The organism is Pseudomonas sp. BGA-UO-ETr-WB11, assembly GCF_059567785.1.
In genome coordinates this window covers 418,962-435,241 of sequence record NZ_JCAQOS010000004.1, presented here as the reverse complement: position 1 = coordinate 435,241, position 16,280 = coordinate 418,962, and the positions used below count along the sequence as shown (strand labels likewise).

The following is a 16,280-nucleotide window of genomic DNA, read 5'->3' as shown; positions in this document are numbered from 1 at the left end:
AAATAAAACCCCCAATAACTCAAAAAATAATATCGAGACTAGATAAAATCCATGCGGCATAACTCACCCGTAACCGGAATAAATATTGAACTGCCTCAAGGGGCAAATATTCTTTCCACCACAGACGCGCAAAGCTTTATCACTTATGTTAATCCAGACTTCATTAAAATAAGTGGATTTAGTGAGGCTGAGCTAATCGGGCAACCCCATAATATTGTCAGGCACCCTGATATCCCGCCGGCTGCTTTCGAACATATGTGGTCGACCTTGAAGTCTGGAAAATCATGGATGGGGCTTATCAAAAATCGGTGTAAGAACGGGGATCATTACTGGGTCAACGCATATGTCACTCCTATAAGAAAAAATGGCAATATTAGCGAATATCAGTCAGTTCGAACCAAGCCTGAGCATGATCAGATCAAAGCGGCTGAAAAGCTATATACCCACCTACGCGCCGGCCATCCCCCAAGAACACAGTCTAATTTAGGACTAGCCACGAAGTTGTCTGCTTTTGTTTGCTTTATTATTGCACTGAGCTTTCTCGGCGCATACAGTATTTTCAATACGAATCTAGGCTCAGTCCTGCTCGCTATAGGGCTCGGATGTACGTTTAGCTCAATAGCTATAAATATGTTTCTAGCACCTCTTAGCATGCTAGCAACAAAAGCTCGCAAAATCGCCAATAACCCAATAAGCCAGATTTTATTCAGTGGGCGTAACGATGAGTTCGGCCAAATTGACTTTGCTTTACGCATGGAGCAGGCCGCAACTGGTGGTGTTATTGGCCGCATAGGGGATGCCGCAAATCAACTTGGAGCATATACCAATAGTCTGCTTAGCGAGATTGACTCCAGCAATGAAATAACAAGAGAGCAACAAGCTGAAACTGAGCAAATAGCCACAGCTGTTAATCAGATGGCTGCCAGTATCCAAGAGGTGGCCAGCAATGCGCAGAACGCTGCTAACGCAGCAGGAAAAGCCGACAATGAAACCCGTTCAGGGCAAAATTTAGTCGCTCACACCAGGGATTCTATGCAGGCGCTGGCTAGCGATATTCAGCAAGCGACGAACGTTATTCATCAACTGGAAAGCAACACTAGCGAGATATCTACGGTCTTGGATGTCATTCGCAGTATAGCCGACCAAACTAACTTGCTGGCACTCAATGCCGCCATTGAGGCCGCCCGCGCGGGAGAGCAAGGCCGAGGTTTTGCTGTTGTAGCCGATGAAGTGCGTAGTCTTGCCGCGCGCACTCAGAAATCCACAACGGATATTCAGCAAATGATTACCGCCTTGCAAGAATCTGCTCGCTCTGCAGTGAGCGTTATGGAGCAAAGTCGAGAACAAGCTCAATCGAATGTTAGCCATGCCCAACAGGCCGCTAGTGCGCTTGACGGCATTGGCCAGCGAGTGAATGAAATCACGGAAATGAATATGCAAATTGCTGCAGCCGTTGAACAGCAGAGCGCAGTAAGCGAGAGCATCAGCCGGAGCATTATTAGCATCCGTGATGCTGCTGACAAAAATGTTAACACTGGCGAAAATAACTCTATTAGTGCAAGTAAGGTCGCACAGTTAACCGGTGACATGCATAAACTATCTCAGCATTTTTGGGAAGAGCGGGCTGTATAACTTATGCTCGCGGATTTAGCCTGGAAAAAAACATGATATATATTTCTACCCCTGACGCGGACTAGACATACCCTCTAGGGAGGGACTGAATTAGCCATGTATTTCTGGCTGACCTCAGCCCTTGCCGATTTAAAAGGCTATGTCCCAGTTACGTGTTGCATGGGTCGGCCAACTACCTCCTGCAAGCAGTAACTGGGCTGGATTGTCTGCCCGTAGCGCTCAAGTATGCGGCGCCAACCCAGATAGTTGACGAGATGCTTGCGCCACACCATGGAAACGCACGAGCCCAATAAGGGGATCTTGGTCATCGACATCCATAGCGACCCTCAGAAAGGAACTGATACGCAAGGCAAGCCCCCCCTTGATTACTGGCAAGTCGAGGTAAACGAGGTGTAGAAAGTGTTCCTCCGATTGGGTTCGTGATAACGGCTAAGAAAGTGTTTTTACACACTCTGGGCCGAGAGCCGCACGTCGTGATAGGCGGTTTTCGGCCAATTTCGACCCAAAGCTCCCCTTCGCGTGTATCTATGAAACTAGCCGCGATTCAGTTTGCCCACTGGAAGCTGCTGCTTTGCTGCGCGCTGGCATTGACTGTCACGCTCGTACGAAGTTGCGCTGACAGCACTGCCACCTTTTTCAACAACTGCGGAAAAGTCTTATGTTCGGTATCGAACGGATAACCCGTTTTGTTGGCGCTACAGTGAACTTTCAGATCCCCGCTACCTAGCTAGAGATATTGAGATGGCTTTCACGCCGCAGCAAAACCACCTGCTAGCAGCCCTATCAGAGGCGACTCAGAAGCGTCTATTTAGGCTCATGGAGTCGGTGGTGTTGCCGCAGGGGGAAACTCTCTACGAGACAGGCGAAATTATCAGTTATGTTTATTTCCCTGTTGACTCAATCATTTCGCTGCTCCACGTGATGGGAAACGGTGATTCAGCGGAAGTATCGGTAATAGGTAATGAAGGGCTAGCCGGTATTTCTCTAATTATGGGAGTCGAAAGCACAATCAGTCGTGCAGTCGTACAGAGTGCTGGTCAAGCGTATCGGATGCGGGGAAAGCTGCTTCAGGATGAGTTCTACCGCCACGGTGAGCTGCAAATGCTGATACTGCGCTACGCCCAGACACTCATTATCCAGATTTCAAATACATCATTGTGCTATCGCTATCACTCCATTCTCCAACAGCTGTGCCGCTGCTTGCTGTTATCGCTGGATCGATTGCCGGGAAATCGGCTGGCTCTGACCCAGAGGCGCATAGCCAATAATCTCGGGGTTCGTCGTGAGGGTGTAACTGAGGCTGCGGGTACACTGCGAAGGTTAGGTGTTATCGAATACTGTCGCGGGGTTATCACGGTGCTTAATCGAAATATGCTCGAACAACTGAGCTGTGAATGCTATGCCAAGGTCAAGCAGGAAACTGAACGATTAATCCCAGGGTACAGACCTGCTTTGGCCGAAGGAGATGGGCCCGAACTGGCTACTGCCGAGTAATAGTGACCAGTAAGAATCGTCTAAAACCGGTAGTCATCGCTGGCGATTGGTAACGCTTGAGTGTTCACTCAGTCGTTGCAATTGTGCTTACTTGACGGAGTACCTTTACCTCGGATTTGGCTTGTTCAGTCACAACCCCCTAGCGCCAAAAGCAGGGTAATCCCTCTCTGATGCAGGCTAAAGGCCATTACTGGAGCTACACTAAAAACTTATTCTAGTGCTCTAGTAAAGTCATGGTGGTGTATGCCTTGCGAACCAGACGTGACTCTACCCAGCCGTGATCAGCTTGTGGCAATCATCCGTATCCAGACCGAGATGGCAAAGCACGGGCTGGATTTGGCGCAGGTCATGTCTGTTGTCGTTGACCGCGCACTTGATCTGGTCAAAGCCGATGGTGCGGTTATTGAATTGACTGAAAATGATGAGATGGTCTATCGCGCCGTTTCTGGTGTCGCCTCAGGTCAATTAGGGCTGCGTTTGAAGCGTACCAGCAGCCTGTCAGGCTTGTGCGTCCTGAGTGGTGAGATCACGCGTTGTATCGATACAGAAACCGATAATCGAGTTGATCGTGTGGCATGCCGGCGAATGCACATCCGCTCAATGGTGGCTTTTCCTTTGGTGCATTCAGGCATGACTGTCGGTGTACTGAAGGTGATGTCTAGAGTTGTTGGCACCTTTGATTCTGTGGACGAAGCCGTTTTGGGCTTGCTCACCGAGGTGCTCAGCGCCGATATGTTTTTCGCAGCAAAATATGCAATAGATGATCTTTACTATCGCGCCACGCATGACGAAATGACAGGCCTAGGCAACCGAGCATTGTTCTTTGACAGGATCAGAAATGAGTTAGCGCGTGTGGAGCGAGAGGGCATTGAATTCGGACTGCTAATGCTCGATATGGACGGCCTAAAAGCGATCAATGACAGTTACGGTCATCGCGCAGGAGATGCTGCTATTTGTGAAGTGGCCAAGCGGGCAAGTCACACCCTTCGCAAGTCGGACACTATCGCTCGCCTGGGCGGTGATGAGTTTGGAGTCATCTTGCAACCCACCAACGGCATGCTCTTTTTGGCTGAGGGTGTTGAAAGACTCCAGAAAGCGATCTGTCAACCGTTCCAATACGAATCACGTCAGTTGATGTTGGGCGTCAGTATTGGTTATGCAGTCGCTATCAAAGACGGCCTCGATCTTGATGCCCTGCTTGAGCATGCAGACCAAGCTATGTACCAGAATAAACGTGAGCGTAAACGGCTTGGGAGCGCTAAGTGAGGCGTTTTTGCATGACCGCTCTTGGCCGACTCCAGCCTGAAGCTTCTGGCAGAAGTCGGCCTAAAGCAGGCAGTGAAGGTCAAAAACTCGCTTATGGCTTGGTAATTGGAGCTTGTGTAGGGCTGCTGGGAGCCGTGGTTCGAGCTTTTGAGTCGAGGTTCACTAGAGGCGCGGGTGCCGCTGGTGTTGTGGCTCAATGATTCTGGACACCCCGATAGGGCGTTAAGCTTCGCCCAGCAATGAGGTGTTTACGTGACCAGAAGATCATTCAGTACAGATTTCAAACTCGAAGCGGCAGGCTTGGTTCTGGATCAAGGCTATTCAATCCCCGAGGCCGGTAAGTCGATGGGCGCTCTCCAATCGACCGAACTATCAGCTCACAACACGCGCCTTGCGCGTGGCCTTTGAGTCGCGTGGTTGCCCACAGCAGTTGATGTTTCACTCCGATCAAGGCCCATTACACCAGCATCGAGTTTCGCCAAATGCTGTGGCGCTACGTGACGGGTAATGCAACCTGCATGATTGACCGGGCGGGCGGTACACTCTAATGTTCCCCCTGTCAGAGTATCCAGTGAGATGCAAACCATGGCCTCACCAAGGTTTGCGAATAAGAAAACCGCCCCTCAGGGCGGTTTTTTGGGCTAAGGCCTTGTTACGTGTTGCAACGAGTCAGTCCTGAAGCCTCTGAGATGAATCTTGTAGCCCTGCAGGATTGCCAGTGCACTCTCGCTCGCTTCGCGGGTGAGTCCGTGATTGGCCTGTGCATACAGCACAGGTATCAAGGCGAATTTCCTCTTGCGAAATTTAGGTCACTCGCAACGCATCACTAGGGGAGATCCTTTAATTAGCCCAGTTGTACCTTTAAGAAAATTGCTTGCTCCCTCAAGAAGCATTGCACTCCCAGCACGCAGTGACGAGTTAAGCGCTGGGAGCACGAAACGATACTGGATGCATGGTCACTTCAGAAATTGTGCTTCTAGTGAATACAGCTAATGGGCTTAGCTAGCTATAGTTAATTTGGCGCTATGAATTGAATTTCATAACTCTTTACCATATATAGATCATTGCAATCACCACAAAGGTAAAACCTAATGTCTCGTCTCGCCGAATTCCGTCAACTTGAACAACAACTTGCAGCTCAGCTCGCCGAGCTAGAAGCCATGAAAAACGATGGTGCCCTTAAAAAAGAGATTGAGTTCGAGAGAAAGCTGCGCGATTTGATGGCAGAGTACAATGTCAATCTGGGCGGTGTGATCAACATTCTAGACCCGAAATCATCTCGTCGTGCCCCCGCTGCAGTTGCGGTTGGCCAGCGCAAAGAGCGCGACGTAAAAATTTATGTTCATCCTGAGTCTGGCGAGCGCGTCGAAACCAAGGGTGGTAACCAGAAAACCTTGAAAGCCTGGAAAGCAGAGCGTGGCTCGGATGTTGTAGAGAGCTGGCGTATCCAATAATGCCTGTCATACAGTATTGAGTTGAATATAGGGTCCGTAAGGGCCCTTTTTATTACCACCGGAAAGTAGCGCATGGACGACGGGTAGAGTATGGAAAGTGAAGCAGGCTAAGGCGGCTCTTACGCACAGCACTTACGGAGAGGGACTTCCAAGTGTCGTATCTATAGAAGGCCGTAGGCTGGCCCCCGCGAATGCGAGCGCTTCGGTACCGATGCCCTGACTGCGTGTGCCGTATTTGCACTCGGCTGTGGCGGCACAAGGGTCTCTCAGTGCTTGATACAGCTTTTTTCGACTTCAGTGATCATCTCGGAAGCTGAGATGTTGAGCGCGGTAGCCAACTTGAAGATCGTCGTGATTGTAGGTTGATTGACTCCACGCTCCATGAGACTGACGTAATTCCGCTGCAGGTCAGCTTCTTGACCGAGCTGTTCCTGTGTTAGCCCGGCAGCCAAACGTAGCCGTCGCAGCACTCTTCCGAACTCAAGACTTACTTCCACGCCGCCTCCCATGCCAGCAGGCGACTGTCGGCTATGGATGGCGGCTCGTCTTCACAGTATAGTGTGAATATTTACGTGCTTTTGAGTGGTAATTACCCCCGCTGCCAGCTTCACATCCTGGCCTAGGGTATAGAGCATCTCTCGGACATAGGCGCTTGCAGTGATACAAACCGCTTCCCAATAGATTTTTCACGCCGTTGTCTGGATATACGTTTGAAACGGCGAGTTGTGCCCTAAGGAATTTCCTGTGGCTGGCAAGAACGAGAGGGCAAAGGTGCGAAATATAATCACGACTAGCACGCAGGTACTTACAGAAATGCTATGTGATCGGTGCGGACTAACAGCAAACCATTTTGACCGAGAGTTCTACGAGTTCAGAAGCGTCGAATTCACGGGCGGTTATGACTCGTTGTTTGGTGATGGTGCCAATGTGGCTATTGATTTGTGCCAGTACTGCCTGCAATCGCAGCTAGGTCGGTGGATTAGAACATCCAATGCATCGCAAGTCAGTGAGCGCAAACGTTATCAACACGCGAACTACATCGAGACTATGTGGATGGCGCTGAGTGGTTGGTGGAGCCGTTTGCATGAGATGCCTGATGAAGACCTCAGCATTTTTTTATTGAGAGCGACAAAAATACTTTCTCGATGGGGCTGCTCTCCTCACGAGGTCAACTTGCTTTTACCAGACCTAGACCGTTGCGAAGAAATTAGCTCAATGGCACGTTGCGAGTTAATCATTCGCGCTGGTAGGTACAGTTATATATCCGAGATATTGAAAAGCCTTTCACTCGATAGCCCGAATGACACGGTGTCTTGGTTGCGTCGACCGAGCAGTAATCCAGCATGTTCAGGGCAGTCTGCCCTACAGGTCATGCTCAGAGGGGGGCTTGAGGATATTTTTGAAATTGAGGGCATGCTGCAAACAATGGTTGAGGCTTCCGCAGTTTCATTGATTCACCCGCCAGTTGGCCATTGATAATGAGCTTGAGTCGGGCACGATCTAGGCGGTTTAGGGCCTTGGCTTAGTTCACGAGGGCTCCTTGGTTTTTGTACTGATCTTCTGCACTAACGCACTTAACCAGCGACATAAGAGACATTGCATGAGTCCAACAAAGATGTTCACGCCAAACGAAATTCCTCTGGTATGGGGTGATGCTGGCTGGCAGCTCAACCCGATTACTTACCCTGAGGGCGTACCGATTTTCGTATACCTGGAGACGCACCACAGTCGCTATGAAGAACTCGATCCTCGCCAAACCGCATTTCAGATGGTGGCCGACGCCTATGCATCCCTGAAAGCATGTGACAGTGAGTTCGATGCATCGCGGAACTATGTCGCTGGCGCTAGCCCCGGAGAGTGCCTGGGTGCGTACATCGATGATTACTACGACCACCCGGAGTGCTGGGGGGCCTCGCATGTTGAAGCGAAGATGCTCGAGATTATGAGTGTGTTTGTAGCCAGCACCCCTGAATGGTTAAACATGGGGCCACTTTCAAAATGCCGCGGCGCCCACTTCCTACTCATCTTCGGCGATTGGGATGAATTAGGGTCACATGAGATTCGATACGCTTTCACAGAGCAGGCTAATCCACTCAGTAAGGACGACCTCACAGATTTGCGCATGGAAATTATTTTGAACGCTCGGGAGGAGCGAACCTAACCTAAAGTCGGCCAGCTCCATGAAAAATGGCTGTTAGCGGCCTATGCAGAGTTCCGTGCCAACTTGACGGCACCCACTGTAACGTCACCGTAGGTAAAAATCTTGTGGCGCTCGCCGAGATACTGAGGAAGTGAATCATGACCATGGCAAACGAACGTACACGAGCTGTAATTCATACCCGTGAGTTTCTGGAGGAGCTTTCACGAGATACAGCCCAAACGGAGTCAATCCGTAAAACCGCCGTAGCCCTCTTGCGACACTACCCAAGCGACAGCGATATTTTGCTCGTAGGTAAGATCCAAGAGCGGTATGCAGCAATGTCGATTATCACACCGATTTTCAGCTCTACAATTGAATAATATCCTCAAACCCAACATCCCCGAATGGCCATGGGGGAGGGGGCGATTATTAATTTTAATTAAACTATTAGCCGAGATAATATATAAATACCTAATTACTCCGCCAGATTCTAGCAACAAGGCACTTCACTTTAATTTGCAGCGATCATCCTAGATGACAATCTTACCGATCACGTTTTTCGTCAGAAAACGCCCACCTGATACAGCTCACGAATAGACAACGTAACTGGAGCGTTACATGGTGATTAAAAAAAGCACCTCCGCCACATCAGATGCTGAGCATACTGTTCGACTGGAGGAGGTTGCACGCATGGCAGAGGGTATATTTGAGAGCAAAAAAATCGCATTGAGTTGGATGATGTTGGAGAACATTGCATTGGGCAATGCCAAGCCAATCGAGCTGTGCGATACCGATGAGGGGGCTGCTCAGGTGCGTCGCGTGCTGAGCGCTATTGAATATGGTAACTTAGTATGACTCCGACATACTGCATCTACTTGAGGGCTGACTATGTCGAACAAATCGGAAAAGAAACAGCTCACTGAAAAACAGATATCTGCACAAGAGTTGCATATTCCGAAAATTGCATCTCGTGCATTTAGAAACGCCTACCAAATCGCGATAGAGAGTGGAGCAACCGTCTTAGTCGTTACGGACGGTCAGTTGCTCAAGGTCTCAAAGACAGAAAGAGTCGCCATACGCTCAATTGAGCCTTACGGCACTTTAAAATTAGGGACTCATATGAAAATCACCAAGAAGACTCTGCTCCACTTCCCGGAGGGCGAAGCTACAAGTTAATAACTTGTATGACGATAATCAGGCGCGATGCACCCAAGTCAATCTCAGGAGTTATTTTCTCATTTTGAGCCCCTTAACTGATCGAGCTCTTTGTTCGTCCAAACTGTTGTAATAGGTGTTTTGTGTTGTGCTTAGGCTGTTATGACGAAGATCCGCTTGGAGGTCTTTCATGTCGCGAAGCGGTGCATCGAACGTCGCGGCTGTGTGCCTTAACCAATGGAGTGAGGCAGAGCGGAGATGGTCAATCTCATCCTCACTCCAACCTTCAATCTGCATGCGTTGCAACGCCCGATCAAACACTATCTGAAGAAGTGTCCGTACATGCCGATCCGACAATCCACCGCGACCTTTGAGCGTGGTGAGCAATGGCGTTTTTTCTTGGGGTGAGGGCAGGGAGGACAGTTGTAAGGACTTACGATATCGGACGAGGTAGCGCTCAATGTACTCGTCTCTTACGCTAATTTTGGCAGCTTTGTTGCCTTTACCGACAACGTGGAACCACCAGTTACCCGTTGTATCCCGCCGAAAATCCCCCATGGTTGGCCGCCAATTAGCACGCCCGACCAAATCAGACACTCGGAGGTACATCGCAAAGAGCGTCGCCACGACAAACAGCGTGCGCTCCTGGGCCGGATCATCGTCAGCCATCTGTTCCGCAGTATCAATTACGAAACTCCATTGCAACTCAGTCAAGGACCGAGACGCGACGTCCATAGTGTTTCGCTGCTTGTAGATGGACTTCTGCTTAATGGCGCGGAACGGATTCGCTTCCGTAAGGCCTTCATCCATCGCATGCTGAAAGAAGCTACCGCAGACAGCGAAGACCTGAGCCACAGATCCTTGGGCCATATGGTAAGTACGTGAGGAGAGACTGCTCATCGTCTCCGCCGCCATCTTGCGCTCACGTTTAGAAACGGTGCAACTGAATGGCATCCAATCTGGATTCACTACGTACTCGTCCGATTTAAGTCGCTTGCGCCCACCGATGCGTTTGAACCGAGATTTGACCATGGGGCCGACCCAGTCTGCGGGCGGGTTAAGACAGAACTCCATAAATTGCTCAGCATCAGAACGGCGCAGATCCAGGAGAGGTTTACGAGCCACAATCAGTGCCCAGAGCAGCAAGCGTTCGACGTGCGTTCTGAAGGAGTTGAAGGTTGACTGGTTGCCGGCGTACGACTTCAAGAAACCCCGCACAACCAAGTAGCTGTCAACGGCGCGACAGCCGTCCTCGAAACTCTTGAGATATTGATGGACAGCGGGACGCTCGTTGCTGAACTTAAGAAAATTGAGCTCGTGGAAGCACTCAAAGGTATCGAACAGCGGCTGAGGGATGCGTGACATGATGGACCACTAGGGCACTGGAATGGCACCAGCTTGCGTGTCCAAGGCCAGTTATGCAATATCCGGGTCTGACAGTTATCGGATATTACATGTGCAAATCAGTGTGCTGTTGGCTACGGCTAAACCTTTCTTGGTTTGTGCCGTAGCCGTGATAAGTAGCTTATGCCGGCGTACCTGCCGGACTAAACCCATACTGCTGTTGGTCCTGGATCAGTGCTTCTGTAGCCTTTTTGGTGAGTGGGGCACGAGTTTTACAGTCCTCGTACAAGCTGACCAGCGCCAGAATCGATTGAGTGTTGTAGACCTGGCCACTTGAGCTTGTACTGGTCATCTGGGTCGCGACCGCTTCCGGCGATATGCCTGCCTCAATCAAAGCGGCCACACGTTCAACGGTATTGCCCGCGCGGGATGCAGGGGTGTGAACTTTGTCGAGTAGGTCCACGACCTGCGATGGAAGTAGGTTTTCAAGAGACATTAGGCTTCCCTCAGCTGTAGGCACGAAGCAGTGCCATAGTCTTATTAGGGCAGATAACGTCAAGTTTCAAGTGAAAGTGATTAGGCTTTCATCCGCAGCGAAACGGCCATTCAAGTTCTTTCTGCAAAGCTAAGATTCCACATGCGATGATTAAGAGCACGGCCCGAGGGATAACAGAGCAAAATCACGATTTCCGGAAGAGCTGATTTTGCAAAAAGCCGCTGTCAGCTGCGCTGGAACTAATCAGCGGATAGCGCGGCTGCTTAACAGGTAATGACTTGATACAGCGACAGTAAAGTGAAGGACTCTGTAGAAGATCGAAGTAATCAATAGATAACGCTTAGAAACCGGCTATCACGCAGTTCCTTCCGAATTTAACTAAAGATTTCCTTCGGCGTTCTCGGATAGTGGATTGCCTTGGTTGCAGCAGCTTACTCGGGTTTGAGCACGCATCCCTTAGCAATACGTAATTTAACATAATATACATTATGCGAACCTATTAGCCACAAACCCAAACCTGAATTAGGCTGCACGTAGCGCCTTTCATCAGGCCGTTCCTCAGCAACTCGCCCAGTAATGACCTGCCGGAAATTTCAATGACGTCCAAATCATCGGTCTTCAAGCGTGTTCATCAGTTCTGGAACTCCGCAGATCTTGGCTTGGTCCATCAACGCCGCGAACGGCGCATGCGGATGTTGGCCAGCCTGGTAATGCTAATCATGGGTGTGATCTGGGCAGCCGTTTTTGCGCTGCGTGGCGCCTGGATGATCGTCACCCTGGACATAGCGCTGATTATCTCCGGACTGACCGTCTTTAGCTTGTCATGGCGCCACCATGTGCGCAGTGCCAACCTGGTGCTCTTTGCTGTGCTGCTGGTCGTTATCAGCGGCATGGCAGCCATAATGGATGTGCCAAATGCCGCCGCTCCGCGCGCCACCCATCTATACCTTTTGCCGCTGGGCGTCGCGGCATTGATGGCGTTTCGCGACGAAAGCATTTGGCTGCGCTACGGCGTGACCTTGCTTTGCCTGCTGATTTTCACCTTGCTGGCCTCCACATCATGGACACCCTTGCCAGGTTATACCCTGCCCGATGATATTCGCGTTCCAGGGACCTGGGTTCAAACCTGTGCGGCAATGCTGATGCTCTTTGCCTTGTTACATGTCTTGCAGACTGACGCAGTTGATCGTTCTGAGCTCGAGATCGAATTGCAAAATGCGCTGACGCACAAACAATTCGAGCTGCATTACCAGCCGCAACTGGATAGCACCGGCAAGGTTATCGGTGCAGAAGCCCTGCTGCGCTGGGCACATCCGGAGCGCGGGCTGATCGCCCCTGCCGAATTCATCGACCATGCAGAGCAAACCGGACTGATCATTCCGATTGGTCAATGGGTGCTGGAGACCGCCTGCGCGCAGCTGCGGGCGTGGGCAGCTATACCGTGGCATCGCGAGCTATGCCTGGCGGTCAACATCAGTCAAAAACAGTTTTGCCAACATACATTTGTGGCTGAGGTGCTAGCACTGATCAAACGCTATGGGATCGACGCCAGTCTTTTACAACTAGAGCTGACCGAGACCATGGTGGTCCATGACTTGGAGGATCTGACGCGAAAAATGTCGATATTGGTCGATCATGGGGTGACATTCGCGCTGGATGATTTCGGCACCGGCTACTCCTCCCTCAGTCACCTCAAGCGACTGCCACTGAGCAAGCTGAAGATTGATCGCTCATTCGTCTCTGACGTGCTGACGGACACCAGCAGTGAAACCATCGTTCGCACGGTGATTGGCCTTGGGCAAAGCATGGGCTTAAGTGTGATTGCCGAAGGTGTAGAAACCCATGCCCAGCACCAGTTTCTGCTCGACAACGGCTGCCTGCAATTTCAGGGTTATCTACTAGGCAGGCCTCTGACGCGTGAAGCTTTCAGCGCGTTCACACAGGCACACAATGGTTGATGGCCGCTCGTCAGCCCTGCTTGAAGCGCTGCAGCTGCATCTCTTGCAGACGGCTTAGGGTGCGGCGGAAGGCGAAGGACAGATAGCCTTCGGTGTACAGCTTATCCAGGGCCACCTGGGCCTCCAGATACAGCGGCACACGGCGGTCGTAGCATTCGTCCACCAAGGCGATAAAGCGCCGCACGCTGTCGTCATGCACCGACAACGCCGGTAACTGCCGGTCGCCGGCGGCCACCCGCTCGGCGCCATCTTCAGTGCCGCGGGCGATCCGCCCCGGGCGCTGGCTGGCGCTCAGGCACGGCACGTCGCTGAGAAACACCGCGCTGAAACGGTCGCATAAATCGATGAAGTCCAGGGCCGACAACGGCACATCGCACAGTTCGGCAAAGCGGCACCAGAGCAGCTGTTCGCTGCGTTGCACAACCTGAATGGCCCGGTGCCCCAACTCAATCGGCGCAGCGCTGCACACTTGCCCAGCACTCAAACGCAGGAACTCCGCAGCCAGGGCACTACTGCCCTCCTCCTTGACCCAATAGCGTGGCTGGGCGACGCCTGGGTGCAAACGATGGTCCTGGCCACCATCGACGCCGACCACCTGCATATGCTGCTCGATGGCAGCAATCGCTGGAGCAAACCGCTCACGGTTGAAACCATCGGCGTACAGCTGCTGCGGCGGGTGGTTGGAGGTGCAGACCAGCAGCACGCCCTCCTCGAACATCACCTGCAGCAGGTTGCCGAGGATAATGGCATCGCCAATGTCGTTGACGAACAGTTCGTCAAAACACAGCACTCGCACCTCGGCCGCAAGCTCACGGGCCAGGGCGCGCAATGGCTCGGGCGTGCCCGTGAGCTGGAACAGGCGGATGTGCACCCAGCGCATAAAGTGATGGAAATGCTGGCGCCGGGCTGGCACCCGCAGGCTTTGGTAAAAGCGGTCCATCAGCCAGGTCTTGCCCCGCCCCACCGGCCCCCAGAGGTAGACGCCACGGGCGTGGGTTTCGGCGTCGGGGTTATGCAAGGCATCGAAGCAGGCTTGCAAGCACTCGGCAGCCTGCTGCTGGGCCGCATCAGCAGTAAAGCCTTGCTGAGCAAGGGCCTGCTGGTAGGCGGCAAGGGGTGAGGCGGCAGTCATGCAATAGCTTCTTCAGCGGCGAGGCGCCCATTGTACGGCCTCGCACCGCCGCTGTGGCTTACAACACGTAGCGCCAGATAGCGACAAAGTGCAGCAGGCTGCCGGCCATCACGAACAGGTGCCAGATGCCGTGCCAGTGACGAAAACGGCTGTCGTAGGCGAAGAAGATGATGCCGATGGTGTACAGCACGCCGCCGCTGGCCAGCCAGGCAAAGCCATCACGTCCCAGCGCCGCGAGCAGCGGTTGGACGGCAACGAGGACGATCCAGCCCATCACGGCATAGATCACCAGCGACAGCACGCGTGCCTCGGAGCGCGGTTTGATTTCCTGCAGCATGCCGATCAGCGCCAAGCACCAGACCGTGGCGAACAGCGACCAGCCCCAGGGGCCGCGCAGGCTGACCAGGCAAAACGGCGTGTAGCTGCCAGCGATCAGCAGGTAGATCGACAGGTGATCGAGCTTTTGCATCAGCCGTTTCGCCGGCCCCTGCACGCTGTGATAGAGGGTCGAGGTGCTATAGAGCAACACCAGGGTGACGCCGTAGATGGCGACGCTGACCTGCTTCCAGCTGTCGCCGCTGGCACTGGCCAGCAGCAACAGCCAGACCGCGCCTACCAGAGCCAGCACGGCGCCAACCAGATGGGTCCAGGCGTTGAATCGTTCCCCGTGATACATAAGCCGTAGGCTCCAACCAGGGCGGCCAGGCGCCGCCGTGACTGATTATTGCACTGGCGGGCTGCTCTCGGCCGGGGTTTGTAGCTGAGCACTGTCCCAGCCACCGCCGAGGGCAGCAATCAGTTGCACGCTGGCGGTCAGGCGGGTGCCCAACAGGCTGAGGGCGCTGCGCTGATTGCTGAGGGCGCTGGTTTGCACGCTGACCACGCTGTTGTAGTCGACGATCCCGGCCCGGTACTGGTTTTCCAGCGAGCGCAACGACTCCACGGCGGCATCCACGGCCTGTTGTTGGGCGCCGGCTTCTTGCTCAAGCACGCGCAGTTGCACCAGGTAGTCCTCCACTTCGCGGAAGCTGTCGAGCACCGTTTGCCGGTAAGTGGCCACCGTCTGCTGGTGGCTGGCGCTGGCGCTGTCGACCTGGGCCCGGCGGGCGCCGCCGTCGAACAGAGTCAGGGCCAGTTGCGGGCCGATGGACCAGACCCGGTTGGGCAGGCTGACCCAATCATCGAAGCTGCCGCCGTTGTAGCCACCGCTGGCACTCAGACTGAGGTCCGGGTACCAGGCGGCCTCGGCCACGCCGATCTCGGCATTGGCGGCGATCATCTTGCGCTCGGCGCTGGCGATGTCCGGGCGGCGCTCCAGCAGTTGCGATGGCAACGCCAGCGGCACCGCAGGCAGCGCCGGCACACTGTCGCGCACGGCAATGCTCAGTTCGCTGGGGGCCACGCCGATCAACACGGCGATGGCATGTTCGCGCTGGGCGCGCTGCCACTCCAGGTCAATGGCCTGGGCACGGGTGCTGTGCAGCTGGGTGCGCGCCTGACTGACATCGGATTTCGGCACGATGCCGGCCTGGTACTGGTTTTCCGTCAATTGCAGCGAACGTGCATAGGCGGCCACGGTGGCGTTGAGCAAACGCAGTTGCTCATCCAGCACACGCAGTTGCAGGTAGCTCTGGGCCAGTTCCGATTGCAGGCTCAGGCGCATGGCGGCCAGATCGGCGGCGCTGGCCTCGAAGCTGGCGTTGCTCGATTCCAGGCCACGGCGCAGTTTGCCCCACACATCCAGCTCCCAGGCTGCATTCAGGCTGAGGTCATAGCTCTTGGAGATTTGCGCGGCGTTGGCACCACTGACGCTGATGCCATCGCTGGTGCTCAGGGTGCTGCTACCACCGCCCTGCCCCGAGCGCTTGACGCCGGCACTGCTCGACAAGGTCGGATAGAACGCCGCCCGAGCGCTGCCGAGCAAGGCGCGGGCCCGGCGATACTGCGCCTCGGCAGCCGCCAGATTCTGGTTGGAAACGTTCAGCTTGCCGATCAGCTGATTCAGCTCGGCGTCGCCATACAGCTGCCACCAGGCATCGCCCAGTTGCTGATCGCTTGGCGCGGCAGTTTTCCAGCCGGAGGCTTCCTTGAACTGCGCCGAAACAGCCGTGCTCGGGCGCTCATAATCGGGGCCGACGGCGCAAGCGCCGAGCAGCAATGCGGCGCTGAGCAGGCTCAGGCGGCCAAGGGACAGGCAAGTCATTGCAGA

The 16,280-nt window shown here is 53.5% G+C and carries 16 protein-coding genes and 2 pseudogenes; 11 read left to right on the top strand and 7 right to left on the bottom strand.

Features of this window, described 5'->3' with window-relative positions; genetic code table 11:
- Positions 1-51: 51 nt before the first annotated feature.
- Positions 52-1,632 (top strand): methyl-accepting chemotaxis protein, encoded by a 1,581-nt coding sequence (locus AC56DI_RS05165; protein WP_496345219.1) that lies wholly within the window; start codon positions 52-54, stop codon positions 1,630-1,632.
- 137 nt (positions 1,633-1,769) lie between these two features.
- Here the strand turns inward: AC56DI_RS05165 and AC56DI_RS05160 are convergent.
- Positions 1,770-1,911: pseudogene (locus AC56DI_RS05160) on the bottom strand (IS1595 family transposase); the annotation flags it as partial.
- 462 nt (positions 1,912-2,373) lie between these two features.
- On the opposite strand from AC56DI_RS05160, the gene AC56DI_RS05155 reads away from it, so the two are divergent.
- The 4 genes and pseudogenes from AC56DI_RS05155 (at position 2,374) to AC56DI_RS05140 (ending at position 5,846) form a co-directional block, all read left to right on the top strand.
- A complete protein-coding gene (locus AC56DI_RS05155; RefSeq protein ID WP_496345218.1) occupies positions 2,374-3,126 on the top strand; it encodes a Crp/Fnr family transcriptional regulator in 753 nt (250 codons plus the stop codon).
- Between the two features lie 261 nt (positions 3,127-3,387).
- The gene (locus tag AC56DI_RS05150) at positions 3,388-4,392 is read left to right on the top strand and encodes a diguanylate cyclase domain-containing protein (RefSeq protein ID WP_496345217.1); all 1,005 of its coding nucleotides are present in this window, start codon (positions 3,388-3,390) and stop codon (positions 4,390-4,392) included.
- A 331-nt stretch (positions 4,393-4,723) separates the two neighbouring features.
- Positions 4,724-4,889: pseudogene (locus AC56DI_RS05145) on the top strand (DDE-type integrase/transposase/recombinase); the annotation flags it as partial.
- A 594-nt stretch (positions 4,890-5,483) separates the two neighbouring features.
- On the top strand, positions 5,484-5,846 hold the full coding sequence (locus tag AC56DI_RS05140; protein WP_496345216.1) for a histone-like nucleoid-structuring protein, MvaT/MvaU family: 363 nt from the start codon (positions 5,484-5,486) through the stop codon (positions 5,844-5,846).
- 266 nt (positions 5,847-6,112) lie between these two features.
- Here the strand turns inward: AC56DI_RS05140 and AC56DI_RS05135 are convergent, their stop codons facing one another.
- Positions 6,113-6,343 (bottom strand): helix-turn-helix domain-containing protein, encoded by a 231-nt coding sequence (locus tag AC56DI_RS05135; RefSeq protein ID WP_496345215.1) that lies wholly within the window; start codon positions 6,341-6,343, stop codon positions 6,113-6,115.
- Between the two features lie 247 nt (positions 6,344-6,590).
- Here AC56DI_RS05135 and AC56DI_RS05130 point away from each other — a divergent pair, with 247 nt between their 5' ends.
- From AC56DI_RS05130 to AC56DI_RS05110, 5 genes are all read left to right on the top strand, one after another.
- On the top strand, positions 6,591-7,322 hold the full coding sequence (locus AC56DI_RS05130) for a hypothetical protein (protein WP_496345214.1): 732 nt from the start codon (positions 6,591-6,593) through the stop codon (positions 7,320-7,322).
- A 124-nt stretch (positions 7,323-7,446) separates the two neighbouring features.
- Entirely contained in the window at positions 7,447-8,007 is a 561-nt protein-coding gene (locus tag AC56DI_RS05125) for a hypothetical protein (RefSeq protein WP_496345213.1), read from the top strand.
- 137 nt (positions 8,008-8,144) lie between these two features.
- Positions 8,145-8,366 (top strand): BPSL0761 family protein, encoded by a 222-nt coding sequence (locus tag AC56DI_RS05120; RefSeq protein ID WP_496345212.1) that lies wholly within the window; start codon positions 8,145-8,147, stop codon positions 8,364-8,366.
- 238 nt (positions 8,367-8,604) lie between these two features.
- Positions 8,605-8,841 carry an antitoxin Xre/MbcA/ParS toxin-binding domain-containing protein gene (locus AC56DI_RS05115; protein ID WP_496345211.1) on the top strand — a complete coding sequence of 79 codons (237 nt, stop codon included), beginning with the start codon at positions 8,605-8,607 and terminating at the stop codon, positions 8,839-8,841.
- Positions 8,842-8,874: 33 nt separating this feature from the next.
- Positions 8,875-9,162 (top strand): hypothetical protein, encoded by a 288-nt coding sequence (locus AC56DI_RS05110; RefSeq protein ID WP_496345210.1) that lies wholly within the window; start codon positions 8,875-8,877, stop codon positions 9,160-9,162.
- A gap of 51 nt (positions 9,163-9,213) precedes the next feature.
- On the opposite strand, the gene AC56DI_RS05105 is transcribed toward AC56DI_RS05110, so the two are convergent.
- Complete coding sequence (locus AC56DI_RS05105) at positions 9,214-10,506, bottom strand: tyrosine-type recombinase/integrase (RefSeq protein ID WP_496345209.1); 1,293 nt, start codon at positions 10,504-10,506, stop codon at positions 9,214-9,216.
- A gap of 160 nt (positions 10,507-10,666) precedes the next feature.
- Positions 10,667-10,981: a hypothetical protein gene (locus tag AC56DI_RS05100; protein WP_496345208.1), complete on the bottom strand. Its 315-nt coding sequence runs from the start codon at positions 10,979-10,981 to the stop codon at positions 10,667-10,669.
- Between the two features lie 596 nt (positions 10,982-11,577).
- Here AC56DI_RS05100 and AC56DI_RS05095 point away from each other — a divergent pair.
- A complete protein-coding gene (locus tag AC56DI_RS05095) occupies positions 11,578-12,939 on the top strand; it encodes a putative bifunctional diguanylate cyclase/phosphodiesterase (protein WP_496345207.1) in 1,362 nt (453 codons plus the stop codon).
- Positions 12,940-12,949: 10 nt separating this feature from the next.
- Here the strand turns inward: AC56DI_RS05095 and zapE are convergent, their stop codons facing one another.
- The 3 genes from zapE to AC56DI_RS05080 are packed head-to-tail and all read right to left on the bottom strand — an operon-like array spanning position 12,950 to position 16,274.
- Positions 12,950-14,071 (bottom strand): cell division protein ZapE, encoded by a 1,122-nt coding sequence (gene zapE, locus AC56DI_RS05090; protein WP_496345206.1) that lies wholly within the window; start codon positions 14,069-14,071, stop codon positions 12,950-12,952.
- A gap of 58 nt (positions 14,072-14,129) precedes the next feature.
- On the bottom strand, positions 14,130-14,747 hold the full coding sequence (gene trhA, locus AC56DI_RS05085; protein ID WP_496345205.1) for a PAQR family membrane homeostasis protein TrhA: 618 nt from the start codon (positions 14,745-14,747) through the stop codon (positions 14,130-14,132).
- 45 nt (positions 14,748-14,792) lie between these two features.
- A complete protein-coding gene (locus AC56DI_RS05080) occupies positions 14,793-16,274 on the bottom strand; it encodes an efflux transporter outer membrane subunit (RefSeq protein WP_496345204.1) in 1,482 nt (493 codons plus the stop codon).
- Between the last annotated feature and the right edge of the window lie 6 nt (positions 16,275-16,280).

Bases quoted from the DNA above. Each gene is read 5' to 3' on its own strand.
- AC56DI_RS05120 (WP_496345212.1), top strand. From the start codon at position 8,145: ATGACCATGGCAAACGAACGTACACGAGCTGTAATTCATACCCGTGAG.
- AC56DI_RS05155 (WP_496345218.1), top strand. From the start codon at position 2,374: ATGGCTTTCACGCCGCAGCAAAACCACCTGCTAGCAGCCCTATCAGAG.
- AC56DI_RS05080 (WP_496345204.1), bottom strand. From the start codon at position 16,274: ATGACTTGCCTGTCCCTTGGCCGCCTGAGCCTGCTCAGCGCCGCATTG.
- AC56DI_RS05100 (WP_496345208.1), bottom strand. From the start codon at position 10,981: ATGTCTCTTGAAAACCTACTTCCATCGCAGGTCGTGGACCTACTCGAC.
- AC56DI_RS05125 (WP_496345213.1), top strand. From the start codon at position 7,447: ATGAGTCCAACAAAGATGTTCACGCCAAACGAAATTCCTCTGGTATGG.
- AC56DI_RS05140 (WP_496345216.1), top strand. From the start codon at position 5,484: ATGTCTCGTCTCGCCGAATTCCGTCAACTTGAACAACAACTTGCAGCT.
- trhA (WP_496345205.1), bottom strand. From the start codon at position 14,747: ATGTATCACGGGGAACGATTCAACGCCTGGACCCATCTGGTTGGCGCC.
- AC56DI_RS05105 (WP_496345209.1), bottom strand. From the start codon at position 10,506: ATGTCACGCATCCCTCAGCCGCTGTTCGATACCTTTGAGTGCTTCCAC.
- AC56DI_RS05165 (WP_496345219.1), top strand. From the start codon at position 52: ATGCGGCATAACTCACCCGTAACCGGAATAAATATTGAACTGCCTCAA.
- AC56DI_RS05115 (WP_496345211.1), top strand. From the start codon at position 8,605: ATGGTGATTAAAAAAAGCACCTCCGCCACATCAGATGCTGAGCATACT.
- AC56DI_RS05095 (WP_496345207.1), top strand. From the start codon at position 11,578: ATGACGTCCAAATCATCGGTCTTCAAGCGTGTTCATCAGTTCTGGAAC.
- AC56DI_RS05110 (WP_496345210.1), top strand. From the start codon at position 8,875: ATGTCGAACAAATCGGAAAAGAAACAGCTCACTGAAAAACAGATATCT.
- zapE (WP_496345206.1), bottom strand. From the start codon at position 14,071: ATGACTGCCGCCTCACCCCTTGCCGCCTACCAGCAGGCCCTTGCTCAG.